At 41.6% G+C, this 22,298-nt stretch carries 24 protein-coding genes; 1 reads left to right on the top strand and 23 read right to left on the bottom strand.

Translation table 11 applies throughout. From position 1 onward, the window contains the following. Positions 1–16: 16 nt before the first annotated feature. The 7 genes from DRED_RS04365 to DRED_RS04330 form a co-directional block, all read right to left on the bottom strand. On the bottom strand, positions 17–196 hold the full coding sequence (locus DRED_RS04365; RefSeq protein WP_041274442.1) for a hypothetical protein: 180 nt from the start codon (positions 194–196) through the stop codon (positions 17–19). Next, positions 180–566 (bottom strand): hypothetical protein, encoded by a 387-nt coding sequence (locus DRED_RS04360; protein ID WP_011877187.1) that lies wholly within the window; start codon positions 564–566, stop codon positions 180–182. Before DRED_RS04360 ends, DRED_RS04365 begins: the two co-directional genes overlap by 17 nt. 75 nt (positions 567–641) lie before the next feature. After that, complete coding sequence (locus DRED_RS04355; RefSeq protein ID WP_011877186.1) at positions 642–1,025, bottom strand: hypothetical protein; 384 nt, start codon at positions 1,023–1,025, stop codon at positions 642–644. A gap of 313 nt (positions 1,026–1,338) precedes the next feature. After that, positions 1,339–1,734, bottom strand: coding sequence for a hypothetical protein (locus DRED_RS04345; protein ID WP_156779587.1), 396 nt, complete (start codon positions 1,732–1,734; stop codon positions 1,339–1,341). Between the two features lie 13 nt (positions 1,735–1,747). After that, entirely contained in the window at positions 1,748–2,299 is a 552-nt protein-coding gene (locus DRED_RS04340) for a Tad domain-containing protein (RefSeq protein WP_011877184.1), read from the bottom strand. Continuing rightward, a complete protein-coding gene (locus tag DRED_RS04335) occupies positions 2,289–2,732 on the bottom strand; it encodes a hypothetical protein (RefSeq protein ID WP_156779586.1) in 444 nt (147 codons plus the stop codon). Before DRED_RS04335 ends, DRED_RS04340 begins: the two co-directional genes overlap by 11 nt. Before the next feature lie 7 nt (positions 2,733–2,739). Beyond that, a complete protein-coding gene (locus DRED_RS04330) occupies positions 2,740–3,231 on the bottom strand; it encodes a prepilin peptidase (RefSeq protein ID WP_156779585.1) in 492 nt (163 codons plus the stop codon). A 578-nt stretch (positions 3,232–3,809) separates the two neighbouring features. Here DRED_RS04330 and DRED_RS18585 point away from each other — a divergent pair. Continuing rightward, on the top strand, positions 3,810–4,610 hold the full coding sequence (locus tag DRED_RS18585; protein WP_156779584.1) for a hypothetical protein: 801 nt from the start codon (positions 3,810–3,812) through the stop codon (positions 4,608–4,610). Positions 4,611–4,752: 142 nt separating this feature from the next. On the opposite strand, the gene DRED_RS04320 is transcribed toward DRED_RS18585, so the two are convergent. From DRED_RS04320 to DRED_RS04240, 16 genes are all read right to left on the bottom strand, one after another. Then, a complete protein-coding gene (locus DRED_RS04320; RefSeq protein WP_041274440.1) occupies positions 4,753–4,935 on the bottom strand; it encodes a hypothetical protein in 183 nt (60 codons plus the stop codon). Positions 4,936–4,960: 25 nt separating this feature from the next. Then, positions 4,961–5,833 carry a hypothetical protein gene (locus DRED_RS04315; RefSeq protein WP_011877180.1) on the bottom strand — a complete coding sequence of 291 codons (873 nt, stop codon included), beginning with the start codon at positions 5,831–5,833 and terminating at the stop codon, positions 4,961–4,963. 13 nt (positions 5,834–5,846) lie between these two features. After that, complete coding sequence (locus tag DRED_RS04310) at positions 5,847–6,134, bottom strand: hypothetical protein (protein WP_011877179.1); 288 nt, start codon at positions 6,132–6,134, stop codon at positions 5,847–5,849. Between the two features lie 30 nt (positions 6,135–6,164). Continuing rightward, positions 6,165–7,034, bottom strand: a complete 870-nt coding sequence (locus DRED_RS04305; protein WP_011877178.1) for a type II secretion system F family protein — start codon at positions 7,032–7,034, stop codon at positions 6,165–6,167. Positions 7,035–7,037: 3 nt separating this feature from the next. Beyond that, a complete protein-coding gene (locus DRED_RS04300; RefSeq protein ID WP_011877177.1) occupies positions 7,038–7,637 on the bottom strand; it encodes a CpaB family protein in 600 nt (199 codons plus the stop codon). Beyond that, positions 7,627–8,937 (bottom strand): TadA family conjugal transfer-associated ATPase, encoded by a 1,311-nt coding sequence (locus tag DRED_RS04295; protein ID WP_011877176.1) that lies wholly within the window; start codon positions 8,935–8,937, stop codon positions 7,627–7,629. Before DRED_RS04295 ends, DRED_RS04300 begins: the two co-directional genes overlap by 11 nt. A 3-nt stretch (positions 8,938–8,940) precedes the next feature. After that, complete coding sequence (locus tag DRED_RS04290; protein ID WP_011877175.1) at positions 8,941–10,362, bottom strand: CpaE/TadZ family protein; 1,422 nt, start codon at positions 10,360–10,362, stop codon at positions 8,941–8,943. A 17-nt stretch (positions 10,363–10,379) separates the two neighbouring features. After that, the gene (locus DRED_RS04285) at positions 10,380–11,303 is read right to left on the bottom strand and encodes a cellulose synthase operon protein YhjQ/BcsQ (RefSeq protein ID WP_011877174.1); all 924 of its coding nucleotides are present in this window, start codon (positions 11,301–11,303) and stop codon (positions 10,380–10,382) included. Positions 11,304–11,413: 110 nt separating this feature from the next. Next, positions 11,414–12,727, bottom strand: coding sequence for a CpaE/TadZ family protein (locus DRED_RS04280; protein WP_041274439.1), 1,314 nt, complete (start codon positions 12,725–12,727; stop codon positions 11,414–11,416). A gap of 52 nt (positions 12,728–12,779) precedes the next feature. After that, entirely contained in the window at positions 12,780–14,576 is a 1,797-nt protein-coding gene (locus DRED_RS04275) for a GGDEF domain-containing protein (RefSeq protein WP_156779583.1), read from the bottom strand. A 222-nt stretch (positions 14,577–14,798) separates the two neighbouring features. After that, complete coding sequence (locus DRED_RS04270) at positions 14,799–15,857, bottom strand: peptidoglycan DD-metalloendopeptidase family protein (protein ID WP_011877171.1); 1,059 nt, start codon at positions 15,855–15,857, stop codon at positions 14,799–14,801. A gap of 331 nt (positions 15,858–16,188) precedes the next feature. Beyond that, entirely contained in the window at positions 16,189–16,599 is a 411-nt protein-coding gene (locus tag DRED_RS04260; RefSeq protein WP_156779582.1) for a hypothetical protein, read from the bottom strand. A gap of 129 nt (positions 16,600–16,728) precedes the next feature. Further along, entirely contained in the window at positions 16,729–17,853 is a 1,125-nt protein-coding gene (locus DRED_RS04255) for a hypothetical protein (RefSeq protein WP_011877169.1), read from the bottom strand. Positions 17,854–17,868: 15 nt separating this feature from the next. Then, on the bottom strand, positions 17,869–19,458 hold the full coding sequence (locus tag DRED_RS04250; RefSeq protein WP_011877168.1) for a hypothetical protein: 1,590 nt from the start codon (positions 19,456–19,458) through the stop codon (positions 17,869–17,871). Then, positions 19,445–21,862: an ATP-binding protein gene (locus tag DRED_RS04245; RefSeq protein WP_011877167.1), complete on the bottom strand. Its 2,418-nt coding sequence runs from the start codon at positions 21,860–21,862 to the stop codon at positions 19,445–19,447. Before DRED_RS04245 ends, DRED_RS04250 begins: the two co-directional genes overlap by 14 nt. A gap of 65 nt (positions 21,863–21,927) precedes the next feature. Next, positions 21,928–22,296 (bottom strand): conjugal transfer protein, encoded by a 369-nt coding sequence (locus tag DRED_RS04240; RefSeq protein WP_011877166.1) that lies wholly within the window; start codon positions 22,294–22,296, stop codon positions 21,928–21,930. Positions 22,297–22,298: the final 2 nt, after the last annotated feature.

Below are 22,298 nucleotides of genomic sequence, written 5' to 3'. Positions count from 1 at the left end.
ACCTAACTGAATTTAATTATTCACTCATGGCCAATTGTAAATAGGCTCTGGCATTGGCGGTTTGTGGATTATCATGGATTACTGCACCTGGAAGCAGTTCTTTAAGGGGCAGTGCTTCAGCACCACCTCCGCATAGATAGAATCCTGCCGCAAAGTCAGCAAGCTCTCCCAAACGCTTTTTAGCATCTTTTACCATTATAAACCTTGTCTCCTTGGGCTGATATGTTTACATTCATTCCTGATTTTAAACAGGCCGTAAGGTCTACTTCTCTGTTACCTTTCCCATCGGGATTGCAAAGAAGAGTTGTTCCCTCTTGGATAATGGTGTTTTTATCTGTAGTATAGGTAATTGTTTTCCCTGAAGTTTTTACTGTAATTTGATTTGGCTTAACATCTAATACGTCACCCTGACTTTTCGTTTTATCTGATTCTTGCTTTTTGGTGGTCCAAATTGTAGATTCGCTTTTTGTTAGAACAGACTCATTCTGTTTATAATACTTAACCCCCAATCCGATACCCGTAGATATTACAAGAACCAAGGACAGTGCAATAATCTTTTTCCTCATTTGCATACCCCCTATAAAAACAAAAACCGGGGAATCCCCCGGTGTCTAAACCGTTTACTGCTTATATGACTGTTTCTAATTCACTATGTCTTTGTAAACACTTTGGTTTTTACTAAGATAGGTATGCGTATACACACTGTTTATCCGTTTATTATTCTCAAAAATTTCATCTGCTTTCTTAGCATCATATTCATTGATACTTTTCTTATGCTCGTTTTGAAAATTCTCCTTTAGCTTGTTACTGTAACTTACCGCAACTTTATGCCCATATTCACGCTCCATTTCTTTTATAGTATTTGAAACTGAAACAATAAACGCATCATGATATTTTAACAATTGCGAAAACAAAAAATCTCGCTCATTAATCTTATAGTTAAAATGTGCTGTAGTTAGAAAAATGCCAACAAGATATCCAGCTAAGAATATCTTAATAGTTTTCGAGATTTTAAAATTATTCATGTTTATATCCCTCTCTTCCTCGTAAAGATTTATAATTTCACCACTTCTTTAATTACGTGATCGAAGCATATTCCACATCAATTAATAATGAATGGCTTGCAATAGAAAGAAGTATTATGACTGCAACCATAACAGCTAAATAGCCTAGATTCGATTTAATCTTCTTTGTGCAATATACAGCTGCTATGACAACTAAAATAAAGAAGAAGAAAAAATAAATCCAATCCGTAGCATTACTAGACCACACAATATAACTTTGCATCCGAGCATCCGATGGAAATACAGTTATATCCATGTTCAAATCCCGCCCAACCTATTTTTCCTCTCCTGGCTCCCAATACAGGGCCATGGCTTTATCCCCTCTGACCAGCAAATCCACTTCTATTCCCGGTTTCAGATGCTGCGTAATATCTACCACCTGTCCATCACGGTTCAAAAAAAGATCCCCTTTCTGGATATTGGTGCGAGGGGTCAATGTCACTGTGATGGTCTTTCCCTTTTCCGTTTCCTCCCCTGACTCGGTTACAGCAACAGTTAACTCCTGTTGCTTAACCTCAACCACCTTACCATGCCGTACCGCCTTATTTAGTGCTTCCTGCTGGCGCTGGGCCTCTGCCATGGCATTTAGCTGAGGTATTGTAATGTAATAGTAGTGGTCAATCATAGCCCCGATTCCACCACCAAGTATAAATATAAATACAGCAATCAAGGCAAATGTTTTCCTATTCAGAAATACCATCCCCTTCCCCATCAATATTCATTTTCTGTTTTATCAAAACTGATCTAGCATCCCCTGGCATGGTAATTGTTAAATCCTTATGGCCAGAGACTTTTTCATATATTCGTGATAGAAAGGGTAACTTCACCCTGGCGGTAGACTTAACGCAGTAGATGTCATCCCCTTCTATACGTTCCTCTGTCCCTTCCCAGTGACCACCCACACCTTGCCAATAGTCCTGGGTACCGCCGTTTAACTCTCTGGCTAAACGGGCTCTCCTTTGGGCTTCTTCGCTGTTAATTTTGATGCCAGTCACTTTCTCACGGAGTTCCAAAGAACCATCATCATTATTCACCAATTCCACTTTAGTGATCGGTTCAACAGCACTGGCCCCGGCCAGAGAACCGGCATCGGAAATGGTTTGCAATTTTCCTCTGGCCACGGTAGCCATACCCCAGTCGATACCCCTGGCCATGAATAGCATAATGATTAAAAATACTGGTACAAACAATATAAAGGTAAAACCCTTCTTACCCTTTAGAACCTTATTCTTCATCCAACTCTTCCTCCGGTTGATACTCCTTTAGAAAATAAGCCGATGATGTAACTTTCTTAAACCGTCCCCAACCGGGGTCCTTGGGGTTAAGTATTTTTAATATATCCGGGGCAATAACGGGAACGTTGTAGCTTACCCTTGCTTTGCAGAAGGGTTGATCTTCATGGGTTATCTCCGAAAGTTCAACATTCTCTCCAGGGAAGGTTTCTTCATTGACATATAGGGTTTTTGAGACAATCTCTTTTATTTGATTCCTTGCTAAATCTTCACTGTGCTCAACGGCATAGGCCCTGGCCCCCTCCCGGGAAGCCGTATTTGTAATATCCTTGGAATAGGCAAACATGCCCAATTGAGCACCGTTCAGGATTAATACAATGAGAATTACAAAGATAATGGAGATAAAAATTAATCCTTCTCCCCGTTTTTTAACCATGAACCTTTTAAAACACACCATAAATCACCCCCATGTAGTAAATCAGGTATCCCGGAAGAAAGTAGGCTCCCAGGGGTACGGTATCCTCTGGTTTTACCTGTTCAATAAAACTTTTTGATGTACCGTTAATAAAGGATAAAGCCAGTTCTTTTTGTTGAACCATAATCTTTCGCAGCTCTCCTTTATATGCTCTGTAAAGGAGTTCGCCAGCAATCGAAGTAAGGTTAACTATGCCAAAGAAAAGCAGGCAATCCATTATCCCCATGATGCCTCCCATCACAGCGAAAAGCTTTATATCTCCCTCACCTAGACTTCCTGTGACAAGACTAAAGAGAAGCAGAGGAATAAACATACTAAAGATACCAATTAGGAAGAATAATGGTTCTTGCCAGTGCAGGTAGATACCCAGGCATAGCAGCAATATGACACTTATATGTGGGATCTCCCGTTTTTTAATGTCTATATAGGCTGTCAAAGCCAATGAAAATATAACAATCATGCTTACCAATAATTACCACTCTCCTACAGCTACAATTTTATAGCTTCCCTTAAAATACTGATAGCCACCCGTAGGGTAGCTATCAAAAGCAAGTAAATAGAATTTATACATTAGAAACATCATTGATACTTTCTAAAATTTAACTGCTGTAAGAAGAATTTAGTATGATTAGATTTGATTTGTTCTTCCCAAATGTAATTCCAGTTATCATGTAATGCATTTAGGACTAGACATAATAATAAGAATAACAAAAAACCACTTTTCACATTTACTATTTTAATATCAAAAAATATTACCCACAAAATAGTCGGAATAATAACGGGACATAAAGTTCCTACAAAAAAGTTAATCAAAACCCAAGTTTTATCAACCTTAACTTGTAATAACCTACCTTTGGGATATAAGATATATAAATTTTTATTTCTTAAAGTTCTGCTAATCGAAACTACTAGAAGACCATTGGTAAGTTGACATATGCCGACTATAATAAGAAAAAGGCTTAAGGTCACAAGTAAATACAACTTGGAAATTTCTTGTATTTTAAATAAATTAGTTTTTAATGAAAGGAGTAAAAGTTTATGACTGTACATAGTAAAAATAATGACCAAAAGGAAAATGCCTGGTGTGAACCCAACCAGAATGCTAGAGATACAATCTCCAACGGTTACTCTACTTGCTCTATTGATTCCTACAATTTGCCTAATCATTCCAATATACTGAGATTGCCCCTTGGAAGTCTTGTTGTATCTAGGTTTGGTTCCTATATTACTTTGTTTGTTTACTTTGTTATTCTCGGATTGCTGTATGAATCGGTTAGTGTTAAAAATCTTGGTTATATGATAATTTGGAGTTTTTTTACAACTAGTTATATGTTTTATTCCCTTAGTTTCGTTCCAATAGGTAGTATTGGTTGTGGTATATATCGGGGGAAGGGAACTTGGAAGATACAGATGAGTCCTCTGGCATTTCTGATTTATTCCAAATACCCTAATAGAAGAAAATTTATATATGAAGATTTGGAAATATGTTTTAATAATCTCAAAAATGCTGGTGCTAAAAAGATCATTCTTACTACATGGCTTGTAAATCCTGAAGAAATGTCTCATTTATTTTCCTTTCCCCCTCCAATATGTAAAGAGCTTGGTCTGTTCTCAAAAATACGATTTGGTTTCTTTACATTACCATTTCATTGGATTGCTACCTTTAGAAAATGGCTTTTGAAAACACAGATTATAAGTTTTTATGATTTTATATTTCGTGGATGGAGATTACCATTTTGCTTATGTGTAAGTTTTATTAAATGGGTTAAATCTGACAATAAGAAAAATATTGTAAAACCAATTATTCGTCCTTGGTATAAATATGAGTGGAATCTATAGTATGTACTTTGCTTTTGAAGAATAGAGGTTTGGGTCCCTAATCTTCACCTATAAGATAACCAGTTAATTTCTCCGAGTCTTATTGTCTTATTTTTCAAGGAAACCCGATCCAAAGGACCGGGTTTCGGTTAATAAGCAGTGCTTATTCTTGTCCACCAGTAGTCATGTATCCGCCAGTTTTAGTGACATTATCATAATACGGGTCTTTAAGGTGGTCGTTCCAGCCATAGTAAATAGCCACTGCTGCAATGGCCAGCATTAAACCAGCTTGGATAAAATTAAATCCAGCTTTTTTAGTTAGGAACCGTTTTATCCTTTTAAACATCGGTTTCCCCCCTTTCATTAGGTAATTAACCGGTACCTTTCGATAAATAGGGAAGGTATTCTACCATGATCGGACCGGCAATGAGGGCAAAGGTCATTACCATATAGGCCAAAACCACATAGACCCCAATGGTCAGCTTTACTTTGCCTATATTCTTGTCTAGGTCACTGTCGCGCCGATACCGAAAATCCCTGGCTAAGTCATACAGGCTTTGAGAAATATCTACCCCGTTCTTTTCTGCATGTTTTATTAACATGCCAACCTCTTCTGCATCGGGGACATTGTAGTCTTCGGCCAACCTGTAAAAGATAAGATATTCTTCTCCACCAAGATCAACTTCTTTTAATGATTCCCTAAGCATGGATGCCAATAGGCCTTTTCCCTCGGCTGCCCACTGAATGAGCAACTTTTCATCAAGGCCGTTTGATACGCCAAGATCCATGGAATAGATCAGGTTAATCAACTCTGTGTTAATCTTATCCCTGGCTTTTTGGGCTTCAGATTCAATATGAAAATACGGCACCACCGATGGCACCGCAAAAAACAAAAAGCCTATCAACTTACTAACCAACCCCAGGTTAATCATGGTGTAGGCAACTACGCCGGTACCTGCGACCAAAACGATGTAAGCTCCCACAAATTCTTCGGCGTTTAGCTTAAAGGGTCGTCCTGCTAATACAAGCCAGTTATTAATCTTTTTGAAGTCTAAGACAATGCCCAATGCCTTTAGGTATTCTGGTAGTTTTTTAGAAAAAAGCTGCAGAAAAGTCAGCTTGTTTTTTTGCCCCGATAATCTCTCTTTTAAGACTGAATATTGTTTTCGGTAATAGAATCCTGCGGCTAAAGATAGCAAACTGCACAATAAAGATACTGTTACAATATGGCCAATGGTTATCACCCCTTAACAAAAGTTATAAACCCCTGATGTTCCCGATTAAATGTCTCATAATACCAGCACTGAAGGCCAAAACTGCCCCTAAATAGACCCCTGGGTTGTAGGATGCCTGTATGACAAAGTAAAAGGTAGCAAAGACCTCTACGATTGTTGATACAAGGGCTCCATTTCTTCGGCCAAACCAACTGCCAATGATTGCTCGAACAGCAAACCTGGCTGCTAATAGAAAGATAAAAACAAAGACACCCCCTGCAATGGCATCTTGGAGTAGGTACTCAGTAGTCCAGCTTTCAAAGGAATCCACAAGATACTATCCCCTTCCGTAAAACCTCCTTTAAAGACCACATTTTGACTTAAACTTCTTGAGCTCAGCAAAAATAAAAACCCAGCAAATAATCAAACTGCCAAATCCCGCGGCCAGCAGCATGGGATGTTTAGATAATGAAAGACGGTATACTGAATCTTCCGGGAGAGCCAGCCAAGCAAAACAAGCAACCAAGATCAGCATTGAGATGGCCGCATCCCATAGCATTTCCGATACAGCAATGTTCACCTTATCAATAAACCTGTTTTGGTGTTTGACCATCTCTGCGGCAGAAGTTAATATTTCCGGCGCCCTTTTCCCACCCCCAAGGTCAGCGATAATTCTCACGGAGTCGGCCAGAGGGAGCAATTCAGGAACATTATATACTTCTGCAGCTTTGATAATGGCTAAGTAGTCTTTTTCCCCTTTTTGAATGCTTTCAGAAATGTAACTAAAGATATCGGATACTGGCGGTTTGGCATTTTCCGCAACATGGGCAATACCTTCCAGAATCGTACTGTTGCGGGCTACCACAGCCATGTCCGATACAGCCCGGGTAAACAAAGTACGGAATTTTTTTCTTTTATAACCTCTGACTGCTAATTCATAAATACGTGGACCCAGTACAAATCCGGAAGGGGCCAGCAGTAAAGCAACTGTGCTGCTTATAAACTCCCCTGCCATAAAACCTAAAACCAGACCAACCATAGCCTGGTTCAGAGTGGCTTTTCGGGTGTCAGGGGGTGTTCCCCATAATTCATCAAGAATACTTGACTTATCATCTACCTTGACGGAAGATTTGCCAGAAAGCAGTTCCTTCAATTTGGAATAGTCTTTCTGGTAAATGATTCCGATGCCAAGACAAACAACGGCAAGAAATGCAAAAAGGGAAACCCACATTTTTTAGTCCCCCTTAACCGGTAATATTTGTACGGTCAATTTTTCATTGTTACTCCTGGCAGATGTTAATAACGTTGATTCCTCTGGTGTCATAGCAAGGACAATGGCCTCTTTTTTGGCGGTGGGTTCGGAGAGAACAATGGCTTCCTTTGCAATCTCCCGTTCTGATCCTTTATAGCCACTTTTAATGTTAACTTTGTATTCCCTCTTCAATTCCCCACCCACCGAGGTGTAAATATCGGCCCCAAGGGATACAGCAATTTTACCAGGGTAATTAGCTAGTCTGGCGGCCACCCCAGCATCTTTGAAGGAAATAAACATTGACTTTCTCAAAACAGTTCCAGCCGGTATGAAGCCCTTGGCGTACATCCCCTTAATTTCGTCAGGATGCCTGACGGTATCTTTTTGCAAGGCTCCGATGGGTGTTTGTCCAATTACAAGATTTTTTGAGGAGGCCATTTCATCCTGAACGAGATCTGCCCCGGCCTTTGCCACGGGTACTTTCTTTGTAACGGTGTTATATCCGTGGAATACCCCTATGGCTGTAACCACTGCAAAAACAACAAATAAGACATAAAAGATATTGTGCTTTTTAATTTTCAATCACCCCTTTAAAATCCACCCCATACTGTTTCATTTCTTCTGCGGCCCTAATGGGATAATTACCTGTGTATACTAGCTCCCCGTTCCTCCTTTCAAAAATATCTATTACCTCCGGGGGTTCCCCAGTGGATTTTAGAACTTCGGATATGTGAGAGCATATCCTTCTACCGTTTTCATCGAGGTTAAGCATTATAACGGTGTGTACTGCAGCCCCAATGATGCGGTACATGCTTTCGATGGTCATTCCGGCACATTCCGGGGCTTGGCTTAGCATAAGTACTAAGCGAATTTGGATTGCATCCTGTGGCGAATCGGCGTGGAAGGTGCCCATACTACCCTGCTGACCCATGGCCATGGCTGTGAGCATGTAATAAACACTGCCGTCCCGTACTTCAGCAACCAGAACCCGTGTGCCGCCTGATTGTAAGGAATCCTTTAAAATGCGTTTAAAGCCATATTCCCCTTTGCCCTCCATGTTAGCTTGTCTGGCAACAAATACACGAAGATCCGGGTGTTCAATAGTACACTCACGGACCTCTTCCACCAGGACCGGCAGTTCGTTTTCATCAAACTCATGGCCAAGAACAGCAATCAATGTGGTTTTGCCTGTGTTCTGGGGGCCAACGATAACAATATTCCGTCTTCCCTTAACGCAACGTCTTATAAATTCTGCCGCCCTTTTGGAGAAGGTGCCATTTTTGACAAGTCCATCAATATTTCCTGTAAATAGAAATTTCCGTATAGACATGGTTGAGAAGCCATCTGCTATGGTTCCCAGGGTTATTGCCACCCGGTGTCCTTCCGGTGTAGTAAGGGATACTGTAGGATTAGATTCATCTACCTTGCGTTTACCGATATAACATAGTAGGTCAATGAACTGACGAAGGTGTTGCTCATCTCGGAAGCGTACATTCTTAGCAACATAGAGTTTGCCGTCCCTTTTATACCGTACTCTGTTGTACCGTATAACATAGATATCAGAGATCAGAGGATCATCTATTAGGTCCTGCAGAACGCCATACCCCAGCATTTCGTTTTTAACCATACGGGCAATATTTTCTCGTTCCGACAACCCAATATTTCCGTACTTTTTGCTTAGAAGATTGTTTAATTCTGATTCTAGGTAATTGCCATCAATCTTCTCACCTTTGTTCTTTTGAAAAATCGTTAAGGCATGGGCTCTGCACTCCATTACTAACTCACCAAATCGGGAGTAGATAATTTCTTCTAACTGTTGATCTTGCCTTTGACGCAGCAAAGGAGATATACCCTGCAAGCCCTTAAACTGGTCCTTTTGCATTTTCTATCGGGCACCTCCTAAAGCCAGAAACTTTTTAAAGAAGCGAAAGAAACCATTACCACTGTCTTTCTCCTTTGCTTGGCTAAATATTTCCTTTGGATACAGGTGCTTTAACAAATTGGGCATTTCCCGGGTAAAAGGCGTATCGTGTGCGCCATAATAAGGCACAATCAACTTCCATCTAACTGATATATTAAGTTCATCATCCCAGGGAAATACGGCGATTACTGGAAACCCGCCCACAATTTCCGGCAGTTCCTTTTCTGGATCGACATATTGCTTACGGGGTATTTTATCTTTATCCATCATCATGTTGATGATAATCCTTGGTACTGCATGGCCTTTAACGATATTCAGCGTATTTAAGGTAAAGTCCGCAAGACTATCGAATGAGGCAATGGCCGCCTCTGCCATAATTAAAAGGTCATCGGACTCTGATATAGCACTTACGGTTTGGGTGGAAAGCGTGTTACCGCCATCTATAATAACTGTTGAAAAGTGCCTTCTTAATATGCTAATGATTTTCCGCACATCCGTTTCTGAGATTGAATGTTCATCCATGATTGTACGGACCGGCGGCAGGAAAAACAGGTTGGGTTTTATTTTGATTAGGCAGTGCTCAACCAATTTTTTGTTTAGGCGCATTTCATCACTCAGCATAAATTTGCCATCCCCGGACTTTTCTCCTGAAAGCAATTTTGTCCAGGCAGATAAGGTTTTCTCTGTGGGTAATTTAAGTTGTCCAGCCCAATCTGGACGTTCAATGGTTAAGGCATCCACCTTATCGTTGCCCACGTAGCCAAAATAACGGAGAATGTCACCATAATCCCTGTTCATGTCTAAGTCAAGAACACAAACGGACATGGTTGTCAGGGTGGACAAACTTTGAGAGACCGAGACAACGGTACAGGTTTTGCCAATCCCCCCCTTTTGTCCAAAGACTGTAATTACTTTTTTATCGACCGGTATTGTTTCAATCCTATTTTCCCGTTCCTTTACGTGTTCCACCCGTGCTTGGGATGCAACTGTGTTGATTACACTGGCCCTTTCTGGTATGGCAATATCCTGGGGTCTATCCTTGAAATATCTAGTTATGGCTGAAAGTTCTCCACCCTCCCGGGCAATATTGAAGTAGAAGGGTTTCCACTTTTTATGGGCAACGGAAAGCTGTTTTGCGGAAATAAATATGGGAAAGTTTTCCGAAAAACGGGACAGTGGTTGAACCATCGTTTCAATCTTTCTGTCATCAAAACCCAGCAGTAACACATCTGCACTGGTTGACCCAGACTCAAGGATTGCTACTGTTTGAGATGGCTCTGTTGAGACATTAACAATCATCATGGCTCCCGGGTTATTTTCTACCTGATGCGTTATATAATCAACAAATTCCCGTGGGCCTGACACAAATAACTTAATCTTATTCAAGACTTCCTCCCCTCCGTTTACTTCTCAATTTCTGCGGCCAGAGCACCTATGCCAGTGGCCACAGCTTCACTTTTATTGTAGGCTGGTTCCTTGGCGGTTAAGGCAGCCTGGATACCAACTACATCCCTTGGAATAACGATCAGTGAATCCCCGGTGTACTCTTGTATTAGGTCAACATCCGTCTCTGGAATGGCCTTATTGTAGACAAAAATGGAGTTGTTCTTTTGCTCCATGGCAGGTTCTACGGATTGCTCAATGTCAGAGTCAACCACTGTAATAATCCGGTCTGATTGAACTGTTTCTAACAGGCCCGGTGCAGGTTGGGCTGAAAAGTCAACAATAATACGGCGGTATCTATTTTTTCTAAAATCCTCGATCATGGCCCCCAGTTGTTCAGGAGAAAATGCCCATGCTGGGGAAGCCGGGGAATATACATCACAACAGGCACTTCCGAACAATACCCCATCTTGCATCTCCATCACGGCACCTGTATGGCGATGCAGGGATGGCGGGGAACCTAAGTCAATCAAGGTCACCCTTTCGCCTGCTGTAACATAGTGCAGGGCCAGAGAAGCAGCAATGGTGCTCCGTCCTGTTCCTCCACGGTAGCCAAGAATGGATATTACCTTGATCTTCTTAGGTTTTATAACTGGGGGCTGGGGATCGGAATCAAACCCCCAATAATCATCTTCATTTTGTACAACGGGCTTAGCAGCTATCATAGCGATAACCCTGTCAGCAACCATTTGAGCCCAGTTTGTGCCTTTCTCTAAGAAGATAACGTTATCACTTGCTACCCCAAGGGAAGTAACTCGGTTGTGGTAAGCCATGCCTTGATTGTTTCGAGGACCAGCTACCACCAAGGTTCGGAAAACGTCTGAGATATGCAGGATTGGGTCATCAACACCCCCCTGATTACACTTTCTGACTATAACCGTCACAGCTGGTGGACTTTCTCCTAAATCATTAAGGCATCTTAGCCCGGTTAAAGATGATAGTTTTTCATTAAAGACTTGGAAGTTTGGCAGGTAAATATAGCTGTTCTCTATTGTTAGTCCCTCCTTTTGAAGATTTTTGATAGCTTATTAAATGGGTTAAGCCCTGTTAGTATGGAGGACTTAGTTTCTTCTGTTTCAGGATAGTCATCCACTGGCAGGATGGTATGTGCAAATTTCTTTAGCTCTTCTCCGGCAGTGCTGCCGTTAAGCTCTACAAACAGTTTCCGTCTCCGTTCAGCCGCCACAGAACTTTTACCATCCATATGGATCTCGTGGTAAGACTTAAAGCCCAGTTTTTCTGCCACCTGAGAAGGATCGTACCGTTTCAATGGGTCCACCATGTTAAATAACAACTGCATATTATTCTTGGGACCACCGGACTGTTTTAGAAAGTCTGTGATTCTAGCCAGGGTTTTTTGTGTCTGACCGGCCACTAAGATAACGGTGTCAGCCATCTCCAGAGCCATGCGTGCATGGGGTTCAGATGCCCTGTGCCCCATGTCAATTACCACAAGCCCATAGGTCTCTGACAAAATATCAATGAGTTCCTGGGCTTCAGAAGGAGATATTTCATCAATGCCTTCCTGGTTGTACGATGGTAAAACATAAAAGCCTGAATGATGTTTGAGGGTATTTTGCTTTAGGGTCCCCGCGTGGTTGCGCCAGTCAATTACCGTGGCCCAGCTTCCCCCACTGGGAAGGACTTTTTTGTCCATAAGTTTTTGCCGATCTTGCTCATTGACCATACCCACAGCCACATCCAAATTGCCAACGCCCAAGTCGAAGTCTACAACCACGGGGTCTTTTATCCCCAGCTTGGCTGCATAGCAACCAAGGTTAGAGGCCACGGTTGTTTTCCCGATACCTGTATCGGCTGAAAAAGAAATGATTACCTTAGCTTTAGTGGAAGGCCTGCTAAGATAATTCTTTCTTACAGGATAATCAATAACCGGTTCATGCATTATTTCTTTCTGTTGTCTTGGCGCCAGGTTAAATTTATCGGGTTGGTCTTCTGAGCCTGTAAAAGCATCATTTTTCTGTTCTTGTGGGACTGGCTCATCAAAGAATAGATCAAAATCGTCATTGGGTTGAGCAGGCATGATACCTGATAGTTCCTCAATAATTTTTTCTGGATTCATAACCTTGACCCCATTATGAGTATGGATGACCTTCAGTTCCGGGAAGGACATGACAGCAGTAACAACAGCAAATATGGGAATACCAGGGGGTATATTATCAATGGCATCTAAGCCCCCGGGCATTTCAATAACAGCATATTTTGCTTTGTCTGGCTGATTCGATAAGGCTAGCATCGATAACTTTTTTCTAAGGGTTTCTGAACCGTAGAAGTATATAATTTTTATCACCTACCTAAAAGTAGTCTTAAAAATAAAGGAGCCGGACACCTAGGGTGCCCGGCTATGAAATACTGGAGAGTCTTTCTGAAATTTCGGGATAGAGTTTATCGGCTACAATCACAACTTTTTTCTTGGCTTTAATAGCCTGCAGGACAATTTCTTTTAATACCCTTAGATCCCTTTCTTCCCATTCGATATCGGTTTCATCCGGAGGGATAGAATACAACTCTGTTTTCTTGCCGATTTTGGCAGGTGTAGCAGCCAAACCTATGCGCCAATCATGTTGCCAGGCTGTATTTGGATTGATATCCAACGTGTTTATTAGTTGGCCTTTATCGGCATCGATAACAACCAGGGGTTTTTTGTTATTTTGAATGAGCTGGTCTATCTCAACGAGATTTGTTGTAACCATAAGGCTATTCGTGGTTATTTTTTTATATTTACAAATAACATTGCTTTTGAATTTTTGTTTGTCCTGATACATTCTTCTATCAGCCGCATTTAATAATTGCTCTTGGGTAACCCCGTCTGCTCCTGCCTGAGAAATACCAACAGAGAAGGTTGCCGTGAATCTTCCACTGGGAGATGTGAACACTCCCTGCCAACTTGACCTTATTCTTTCTGCTACTATTTTTGCTGTTTCAAGAGTTTCGTTAGGAAGAATGAGTATAAATTCATCCCCACCACTCCGGATAGGAATATCTATATCTCTACACGTAGTACAGAGATGTTGACCAAAGGCTTTGAGTACCAAATCCCCAGCGTTGTGACCATGAGTATCATTTATATTTTTAAAGTCGTTAAGGTCAAAGATGTTTACTGAAAAAGGTTCCCCTTTCTCCTTATGATTTTGAATGGCGTGGTTAAAACATTCGTCCATAAAATTTCGCTGATAACAACCAGTTAATTCGTCTATATTTGCCTTATGCCACAACCCCCTTAATTTCTGGGCCTTAGTCTTGACTATTTTTAATACTTCGGGGCTTATTTTTTGAAAACACTCATCAGCACCTGATTCAATTAATTTGGAATCGTAATTTCCAATGGTTACAATAGCGACTTTTTGCAAAGCAGTCTTTCTCCGCAGCTCTTTTATAACTTCATAGATATTTGAAAAATCAGTTGGTAAAAAGATGGCTTCTATACTATCTTCGATGTTATTGATTTCTTTCAAGCTGCAATAATTTATTAATTCACCATTGATCAAAACTTCAAATGATTGATTAGAGATCTCCTCTTCTTCATTTGAATTACTTATGCAACTCATATTATTTTTTAGATATTTTATTCCATCTGTTAGGATTGATTTTTTCACTGAGCCCCCTTGGAGAATATTAAATATTTCTTTAGCAACTGAGGAACTTGGAGGAAACGTCTTAGGGAACTGTTTCTCAATTTCCTTGAAAAAAGGTATTTCAATTACCTTGGTTACATTGTTTAGACCCTTAGCAATACGTACAAATTCTTTTGTAGAATAGGTTGCGTTCCTTTCCCTGGAATTGATAGCTAAAATCCACCCATTCTGGGGATTTATTGCATTGTTATGTATAAATGATTTTAGACGAACCAAGGCTTTTTCATCACAATCAACCACAAGAAAAGCTGTATCCGCAGCTTTTATAAAAGCCTCGTAATGGGGCATCCTGTGGTCTGTTCCTAGATCAACAACAATAGCGTCGGAAAAATCCTTTACCGCCTGAACCAACTTCATTGCGTTTTCTCGGGTGATTACTTCATAAGATATTTCCGGTTTAGGAAATACTAAAACACCATTTTTGGTTTTAAGTGATGACTGGGCTAAGTCAGGATAGTCTTGCCATGAGGAAACCGTGGGATGAGGCCTTCGAGCGTCATCCATTAGGCCAAAAATGCGCAGAGAATCCCCCACAGCAATGTCATAGTCTAAAAAGCTGGTTTTATATTGACTATACGCCAGGGTCTCTGCAATACCAGTTGCTAAAAAAGTCTTACCAGCATCAGTGGCCGGTGAGGTAATTACAATTAAGCTAATAGCAAGCACACCTCCTTAATAATTCTGACTGTCTCAGCCATTAGCACCTGAGCCGTGCATTATAAACCCTTAGTAATTTGAACTGGGGGTTTTTAGCCAATCCATGGGGTTACATAGGTTATTTGCTTTCCTGACTTCAAAATGTAAGTGAGGGCCTGTAGATCTACCTGTGTTTCCAGAAAGGGCTATGACCTGACCCTGTTTAACATTGTCACCCATCGTCACCTTTATATCCGATAAGTGTCCGTAGACTGTTACGGTCTCATCCGGGTGCTTCATCATTACACAATACCCATACCCAGAAACCCAATCTGCCGTTATAACTTCGCCGCCGATTACTGCAAAAACTGGTGTACCAATAGGGCAGGCAATGTCAAGGCCGGGGTGAAATTCCTCTTCTCCATTTAGGGTTCTTTTACCAAAGGGGGAGGTAATGCTGTTCCATTGCGGTGGTAGTGGCCAACTGCCCTCCCCCATGGGCGTTATGGATGCATAGGTTTCGGCTTTTTCTAAGATCATGTTGACGTACCAGGTTGCATGGTTATAGCAAAATAAGGCCTGGCGGGGGTCGCTTTCAAAATTATTTGCCTTTAGGTATTTCGCTGCAGATAAAATTGCATCTTCCGGATCAAAGGGATCTGCTTTGCCGTCATTATTTGCGTCAACTCCATAACCTCCGTACTGCTTGATGGTCTGGGGGTTGTCATCCCATTGGGGGTTATCTGGATTATCATTGGCTCTGGGATTTGTAGACCCACTCCAGGTCGAAGGCATAAACTGCATAAACCCCACCGCCCCCGCCTCAGATATGCCCTTTTGGAGAATATATCTTTCACTTTTACCAAATCCCGATTCCGTCGAGGCAATCGCCGCCAGCACCGCCCAGGAGACCCCAAAACGATCCTGGGCTTGTAAAAATATGGGCATATATTCACCGATCTCCTTCGCCGCCAGATCCGTGGGTGAACCAGAAAGAAACCCCGAATGAAGCCGAAAGTTACCCAGGAAGGTCATGAAAAAACCAGTTAAAAAGAAAACTAATAAAATCAGTAACAGAAGCCCTGAAGAACCAATCCCCAGTGCAAACCATTTGAAATTTTTAATAGCTGAAGTGTTTAAGTCATTCAAAAAATCACCTCAGTAAATAAAAAAAGTGGCAAATGCCACTATTTTTTGTTTTCAGTATGAAGTTAACTAAGTAACCAATATTTTTTACGTAAAATAATAAGTTAAGACATTACCCTGGTTCTATAATTTGCTGTTAAAATAATCTTTACTTACTTGCAGTTGTTTTTTTCTAATTGTCTCCCACAAATTACCCCGGATCTCCCCAGTACCCCTAGATACCTTTGTTCGCTTAATTGTCCCATCGGGCATTATTTTACGGTAGAAATCATGGTCGGTACTTTTATATAATTCCCAATCATCATTTTCACAGAACCTTTTTAAGTCCCTCCAGCTAGGCAATTAGCTTAATAACTCCTTCTAAATCATCCTGCAATAAGACTGCCATGATATAGGGAAAATGTGGTTGACGATTCGGGGAATTGTAGTAGAGCTGAAATTCATTAAAATATTCTTTTGCATATTCTATAAGTTCTTCTGCCAAAGCCCTGCGTGCTGCTTCTTGGGTTGGAGCATTAACTACTAGATCAAAATTAGCAAATGTAGCTGTGACTGTACCATCTTTTTCTTCAATATAATGGGCTTCAATTTTGTAACCTATAAGGATTGTCTTAATATGTTTTATAGACATAGCTAAAAAAAAGTCACGATTTCTCTTAACCATTTTAGGCTTTTCCCTGACTACCGTATCAATAAAACTTCCCCATTCTTTTCTGACCTCTGTGGCGTTTAATACCTCTTGCATATGCATCGCCTCCCACCTCCATCATACTATTATGTACATAGTGTATGCAACGTACATTTTAAATATGACAGGTTGAAGGAGAGAAAGTAGACGTTACACAACCGAACACAGTTACCATAAAAGCTATAACTACATATTTAACTCCTTTTCAATTTCCCGATATCTCTCTATTAAAGAATCTTCGTCACTAGAAACGTTTTCAGATTCCTGCTGCTCTGGCCGGGACGCTTGGTTCAAGAATTGATAGTATTTTTGCGTGGCCCGTTCTCTTTCCCTTTCTTTTTCCGGGTCATTAAATAATTCAAGTAATTGATTAAACTGTAATTTATCCGAATTGCTGTTTCGCTCGTGTAGAGGCTTCTCTAATAGATCAACAGGAGACTGTTTTTCTTTTTGAGGTTGTTTTCTACCTTCCTGTGTCTGTTGTACATCCTCAGGCATTATGCCCGGTGCTTTTTCAAACTCACGGTATCGGGCCATTAAAGATTCTTCTTCGTTAGATGCATTTTCAGTTTTCTGCTGTTCTGACCGTGATGCCTGGTTTAAGAATTGATTGTATTTTTCCATTGCTAGTTCCCTCTCACTTTCTTTCTCCTGATTACTATGCTGTTCAAGCAATAGATCAAACTGTGATTTAGTTTCACCGCTACTATCACCTAAGTGATCGCTTATTGTTTCCTTCTTCTCTGTATTCATAGAACCACTCTGAGAATCCTCGGAAGACCAGTTAATCTCCATATCCTCATTTTCCATCTCTGGATCAAAGGATATAATCCCGCCAGACCGTTCCCCTGGGGCAGATTCAAAGACGATTTCATTGTCAAACTCTTGATGCTTGCTTGACTGGGTTTGATCTTCAATATTTCTACCACCTTTGTTATCACTCGAAGGCGGCAACAATAGCGGCCCATGGGGCTTGCTATCACAATGACCACTACCAATAAATTTTTCATGATCGATCTCATAGGGTTCAAAGGTTATTTCCTCCCGGTAGGGCGGAAATTCCGGCTCGATCAGTACAGCTTCTTGGTTATTTTCTTGTTTCTTCTCTTGCTCTGCGTTTTTCTGACTGTGCCTATTCATTATTCTTTCCGCCAGCAATACCTTTGCCCAATCCGGAACTGAATCAAACATTCCCTGGTGTTTTACTGAAGTTCCGGATATAAAGGACAGTGCTGCATTCACAAACCTCTTTCTAAAGATAATGGCCGCCACAAAGAGAGCAACCAGCAGAATACAAGCTAAACTAAACATAAAACCACTCCGTTTTTACAGTAATGAAGTTGAAATCAGAGCTGCGAGAAAAAGGATAACACCCATGTAAAGTCCGTATACGATTTTGATTGAAAAGCACTGCAACACCAGACCCATTCCTTTTTTTAGATAGATTTGTCCTGTCTCTCCGGCAACCCCTACTATGAAAATGAGGGGTAAGAATATCAGGGCTACCATGAGGCCAAGCTGTGAAATGATGATGGGAATTGCTAAAAATAGAACCATGGTTAAATAAGCTCCAGCTGGAAAAATCGTTATAAAAGCCACACCAATATGGCGGAAAACAGAGGAGACCGATGGTTGGCAAGCTGCAACGGTAACTGCATGGGCACCATGATCTACTTTGTCTGAGAATACTGCAAAACCCACCTGATCGGCCGATACTGCATTGAGCAATTTACTTCTAATTGCATCATCACTCCCTAGGAATAGGGTATCAATATAGAGTTGATCCTTTTTTGCTTCCAAATCACTCCTGGAAAGTCTGATGCCCTGTCCACTGGGCGGCACCGTTTGCTGTGGCGGTATTACATCCTTTAAAACATCCCATTCACTCTTTTTCCCTGAGGATGAAGCTGTTAGCTTCAGGTTGTCAGGGTCTGCGGTACCAAACTGCCCCCAACTCCAAGGGCAAGCAACCATAGCCGTCCATGCGGCATTGGTAGCCTGGGCCAATCCTTTTTCAAGGGGAGTCATGTTCGCTGTTACAGTTTGTTCCGTCTCCGGCAAGATTACACCGGCCATTTCAAGTGCTGCACCGGCAAAGGCATCCATAAAGTTTGCTGTAGATTTAATAATAGTGTTGCTATACCCAAGATAGAAATAAAGAGCAGCAATACTTATAGCTGCTCCCAAGAATATTTTACCGGCCTTGACGATATGGCCATTATAGATATATAAAGCAACACCCCCGGCCAGGATGGAAAGGCATAAAAGAAACAAGATGGAAGCAAACTTCATTTTGCTTTTCCCGGAAAATTCACCTCCAACTAACTGAGTGGTATCAGAGATCCAATCCGCCGTCGCTTGTACCCACTGCGTGTCAAAGGCCAAAAAAATAATATTATTGGCCATTAGTACCATGGTTTTGGTTAAGGAGAAGAGTAAATTGGCAATACCGTTAAAAATATAAATTATGGTATTAGCTATCCCATTGCCAATGTTTCCGATCAACTTTGCCTCAGCATTTTCAAAAATATATCGGCTTGGCGGCCAGTTCATCCAAAGTAAAGCTGTACTGCCGGTTTGCCCTGTTCCAGCCCCGATTACAACGGGAACGTAACCATATTTCTGCGCATATCGTTTTGACATGTCAACAAAGATTTTTTGAAACGTGGCTGTCACTGGTTTTTGAGCAATTTTCCCAGCAATGCTTACGGTAGCTAAGGCCGTTATGGCAAAACTGACCGGATACATCGTTGCATCCAATATTTTTTCCGAGTGAATATCGATGGCACCGATTTGATTTTTTTCCGCAGGCCATTCATCTCCAGGGTAAAATCGTTGGGCTGCTAAACTGATAGCTGGATTGCAAAGGGTTATGATAATCAGTGCAGCACATAGGGCTTTTTTATGAATCTTCATAAAGCTGATCCTCCTTTCTCTTTTGTTTTTCTTCCTTTGGTTTGGTGTCAAACAACTCCGCAAGATAGGGAGGATTCATCTCTACGTCCAGCCAACCAACCCTTCCTTCGGCGTCTTTATACAAGCACCTGCCGGATTTAAGTTCAGCAAAGGTCTCGGGCTTAACAGACTTCGGATCGGCACCCAATGCCTGTAGATTGGCATCTACTTCACTGGCCGACTCAGCACGAAAGCAGAATATTTGACTTACGTTATTGAGGATGTCGGATTTATTTATATCCGTCATATTCTGTGAAATTAGCACAGGAATAAGATTGAAAGAACGACCTACCCGTATTTCTTCTTTTAATAATCTTTCGCCTGTTGATACTGTAAGAATGGCCCAGGCTTCATCCGTAATCTTCAGTTTTATGAGGTTCTTGGGAAGACTAAAAGACACTTCCCGCGATATGGCATCCAGCAGGTTAATAAGAGCAACCCCCTGGCGCTCATCTTCGGTGTATTCGCTGGGCGGTGTTTTAGGTTGGGGTCTTGGAATTTCTTTTGTGTGTAATATGACCATTCTTTCCCCCTGATCAAAGAACACTCCTGATGATCTCCCAAAGACAATCCTTCCTACATCCATCTCTTCAATGGTTGTTAGTAAAAATAAGCATTGTTCTGCTTCTTCTCGCACCTTGCTATGAGGGGCGTTCTGGGATACTCTGTGCAGATCTTGTCTAAACATCCCCATGTACCTGTCATGGACCGGTCTCTGGTACAGCAGCCCTAAAGCCTGGGAAATGGCCAGCCGCCTTGCCTCATTTCCCACAGCATTGAGGGATAGCGTCAAGTAATTTAAGGCAATGCTCTTTGCCTTTATTTCATCCTTGGCTAGAACAAAGGGGCTAAAGGAGATGCCACTGCGGGGTGAAAGATCAATAATCCTTACCAAATCACCAAATAAATCTTTAAAGGGAAAGAAATCTCCTTTGGGATCTGTGGCCATTACGTAACCCCCCGAGAGGAGAACCAGATAGGCAAGGTAGATGGCCAAAAAAGTTTTACCCCCACCAAGAGTACCGGTAATGACAATAGCGTTGGTCTTATTCAATTCCAGGGCCGGTCGACCAGGTTTCCACAATACAGGGATTTGCCCGGACCAACCAAGGAAAAATCCCTGTGGATCACCTAGTTCTGACGCAAAGTGTGGGCCAGTGGCAGCAATATAACCAGGATCACATTCAATGATCGGTGCTGCAGGCTCCGATCCCGGAATAAAAGAGTAGATGGCTTCTAACTGCTTTGAGATTGGACGAACTGCTCTGAAGCTTATGGGTTTATAATGCTGGCATATCCTATCTCCCCTAGATCTTAATTCTTTTAATTCTCGTGACGCTAACCCCAGGCAAATGGCAATACGACCCAATGGTTGGCCCTTTTTGAGTTTCTTTTTGAGCTTGTTACTATCCTGGATGCCATCTACTTCATCAGAATCAGGAGACTCATCGGCACCCAATGCCTCTACCATTTGACCCTTTAACATACGCTTTTTGCTATTCACTTTGCCCTCGGCGGTGTGGGCCGGGATCACTTCAAAGTGAATGGAAACGTCAAAGGGAAAACTGAGTTCTCCAGGATCATAGATATTTCTCCCAATGGGTGGTAATTGTTCTGGTGTGTCTACAAAGAAAACAAATGATTGGAGGTGCTTATCAATGTTTCCATTGCTTACAACAATGTGATCCAATTTTTCATCTAAGACAGCTCCATCAGTAAAGGCAGCCACCATAGCCGGTGTTAGTACCCCTCCTTCCCTTTCCGGAAGAGGCGGTGGCAGTACACCTATCCGGTCTGCCACTTTGCGAATGGTAAAATCAAGATCATTAAAAGTAGCTCTGCTTAACCCATATTGACGAAGATTTAGGTAACGTTCTTGTTCTGCATTATCAGCCACCTGCTTAATTGAATCTGGAATTTGCATGGGTCGGATGGAGAGGAGCGTTTTTAGCGCCGTGTCCCGGGCCACCATCAGGAAGTCTTGTAAATCAGAAATGTGTTGTTTTAACGATAACTCAAACAGTATAAATCGCCTTCGAATGCGTGCCCCACGGGATTGTGCAGCCCTAGCTGATCGGGCATGTCGTATCGCTTCATCCCTACACTTTAAATCTAATGGTTTCTCTCCTAAGCATCCCTTTAGATACCCCCCTTCGTCTACGGCTAATTCTTGCCAGAGGAGCAATAACTGTCCACGACCGTTGAAACCGGATAAAATTTCACTTAGAAACCCCACTGTAGCCATCTTTCTCTCAGCCGAGAAAAAACGCCATAGACGAGGCGGTATACGGTACATAGCAAAGGCCCTACCAGTTTTCGAGAAAATAATGTTTTTATAGAAAGCAGCTATAGGAAATTGTGGCATGTCTGTTTTCCTCCTGAAACTACCCTTTTAAAGTAATAAAACCGGTGGATTTAACTCACACCGGTTTACTCAAGGTCTAATGCCTCCCAACGTAATCTATGTTTTCGGTTTGTCTGTACAGTTTCGTAAAAATCCCTTTTTTTCGGTCTAAAAATGAATGTAAAGATATCATAGACAAACTCTAAAAACGGTCGACCCTGGGGATCAAATTTATGGGCAAAGCTAGTTAACAAAAAATCCACTAGAATGGCAGTTGCAACCCTATTTGTACCAAATGCCCCAGCTATTGGTCCGGCTATAAGATATGAGGGTAGGGCTAAGATAATCAGTATACCCAGTGTGTCCAAGGGGATTGGACGTGCCAGCTGGTACTTTCCGATTGAGTAGATTTTAAACTTAATTTTGAAAAGGCTTTTGTAACTATGGTAAAACATTT

This window comes from Desulforamulus reducens MI-1 (genome assembly GCF_000016165.1).
Taxonomy (GTDB): domain Bacteria; phylum Bacillota; class Desulfotomaculia; order Desulfotomaculales; family Desulfotomaculaceae; genus Desulfotomaculum; species Desulfotomaculum reducens.
This window is presented reverse-complemented; position numbering and strand designations above follow the sequence as displayed.

Bases quoted from the DNA above. Each gene is read 5' to 3' on its own strand.
- DRED_RS04365 (WP_041274442.1), bottom strand. From the start codon at position 196: ATGGTAAAAGATGCTAAAAAGCGTTTGGGAGAGCTTGCTGACTTTGCG.
- DRED_RS04360 (WP_011877187.1), bottom strand. From the start codon at position 566: ATGAGGAAAAAGATTATTGCACTGTCCTTGGTTCTTGTAATATCTACG.
- DRED_RS04355 (WP_011877186.1), bottom strand. From the start codon at position 1,025: ATGAATAATTTTAAAATCTCGAAAACTATTAAGATATTCTTAGCTGGA.
- DRED_RS04340 (WP_011877184.1), bottom strand. From the start codon at position 2,299: ATGAAGAATAAGGTTCTAAAGGGTAAGAAGGGTTTTACCTTTATATTG.
- DRED_RS04335 (WP_156779586.1), bottom strand. From the start codon at position 2,732: ATGGTTAAAAAACGGGGAGAAGGATTAATTTTTATCTCCATTATCTTT.
- DRED_RS04330 (WP_156779585.1), bottom strand. From the start codon at position 3,231: ATGATTGTTATATTTTCATTGGCTTTGACAGCCTATATAGACATTAAA.
- DRED_RS18585 (WP_156779584.1), top strand. From the start codon at position 3,810: ATGACTGTACATAGTAAAAATAATGACCAAAAGGAAAATGCCTGGTGT.
- DRED_RS04320 (WP_041274440.1), bottom strand. From the start codon at position 4,935: ATGTTTAAAAGGATAAAACGGTTCCTAACTAAAAAAGCTGGATTTAAT.
- DRED_RS04305 (WP_011877178.1), bottom strand. From the start codon at position 7,034: ATGTGGGTTTCCCTTTTTGCATTTCTTGCCGTTGTTTGTCTTGGCATC.
- DRED_RS04295 (WP_011877176.1), bottom strand. From the start codon at position 8,937: ATGCAAAAGGACCAGTTTAAGGGCTTGCAGGGTATATCTCCTTTGCTG.
- DRED_RS04275 (WP_156779583.1), bottom strand. From the start codon at position 14,576: ATGGATGACGCTCGAAGGCCTCATCCCACGGTTTCCTCATGGCAAGAC.
- DRED_RS04260 (WP_156779582.1), bottom strand. From the start codon at position 16,599: ATGCAAGAGGTATTAAACGCCACAGAGGTCAGAAAAGAATGGGGAAGT.
- DRED_RS04255 (WP_011877169.1), bottom strand. From the start codon at position 17,853: ATGTTTAGTTTAGCTTGTATTCTGCTGGTTGCTCTCTTTGTGGCGGCC.
- DRED_RS04250 (WP_011877168.1), bottom strand. From the start codon at position 19,458: ATGAAGATTCATAAAAAAGCCCTATGTGCTGCACTGATTATCATAACC.
- DRED_RS04245 (WP_011877167.1), bottom strand. From the start codon at position 21,862: ATGCCACAATTTCCTATAGCTGCTTTCTATAAAAACATTATTTTCTCG.
- DRED_RS04240 (WP_011877166.1), bottom strand. From the start codon at position 22,296: ATGTTTTACCATAGTTACAAAAGCCTTTTCAAAATTAAGTTTAAAATC.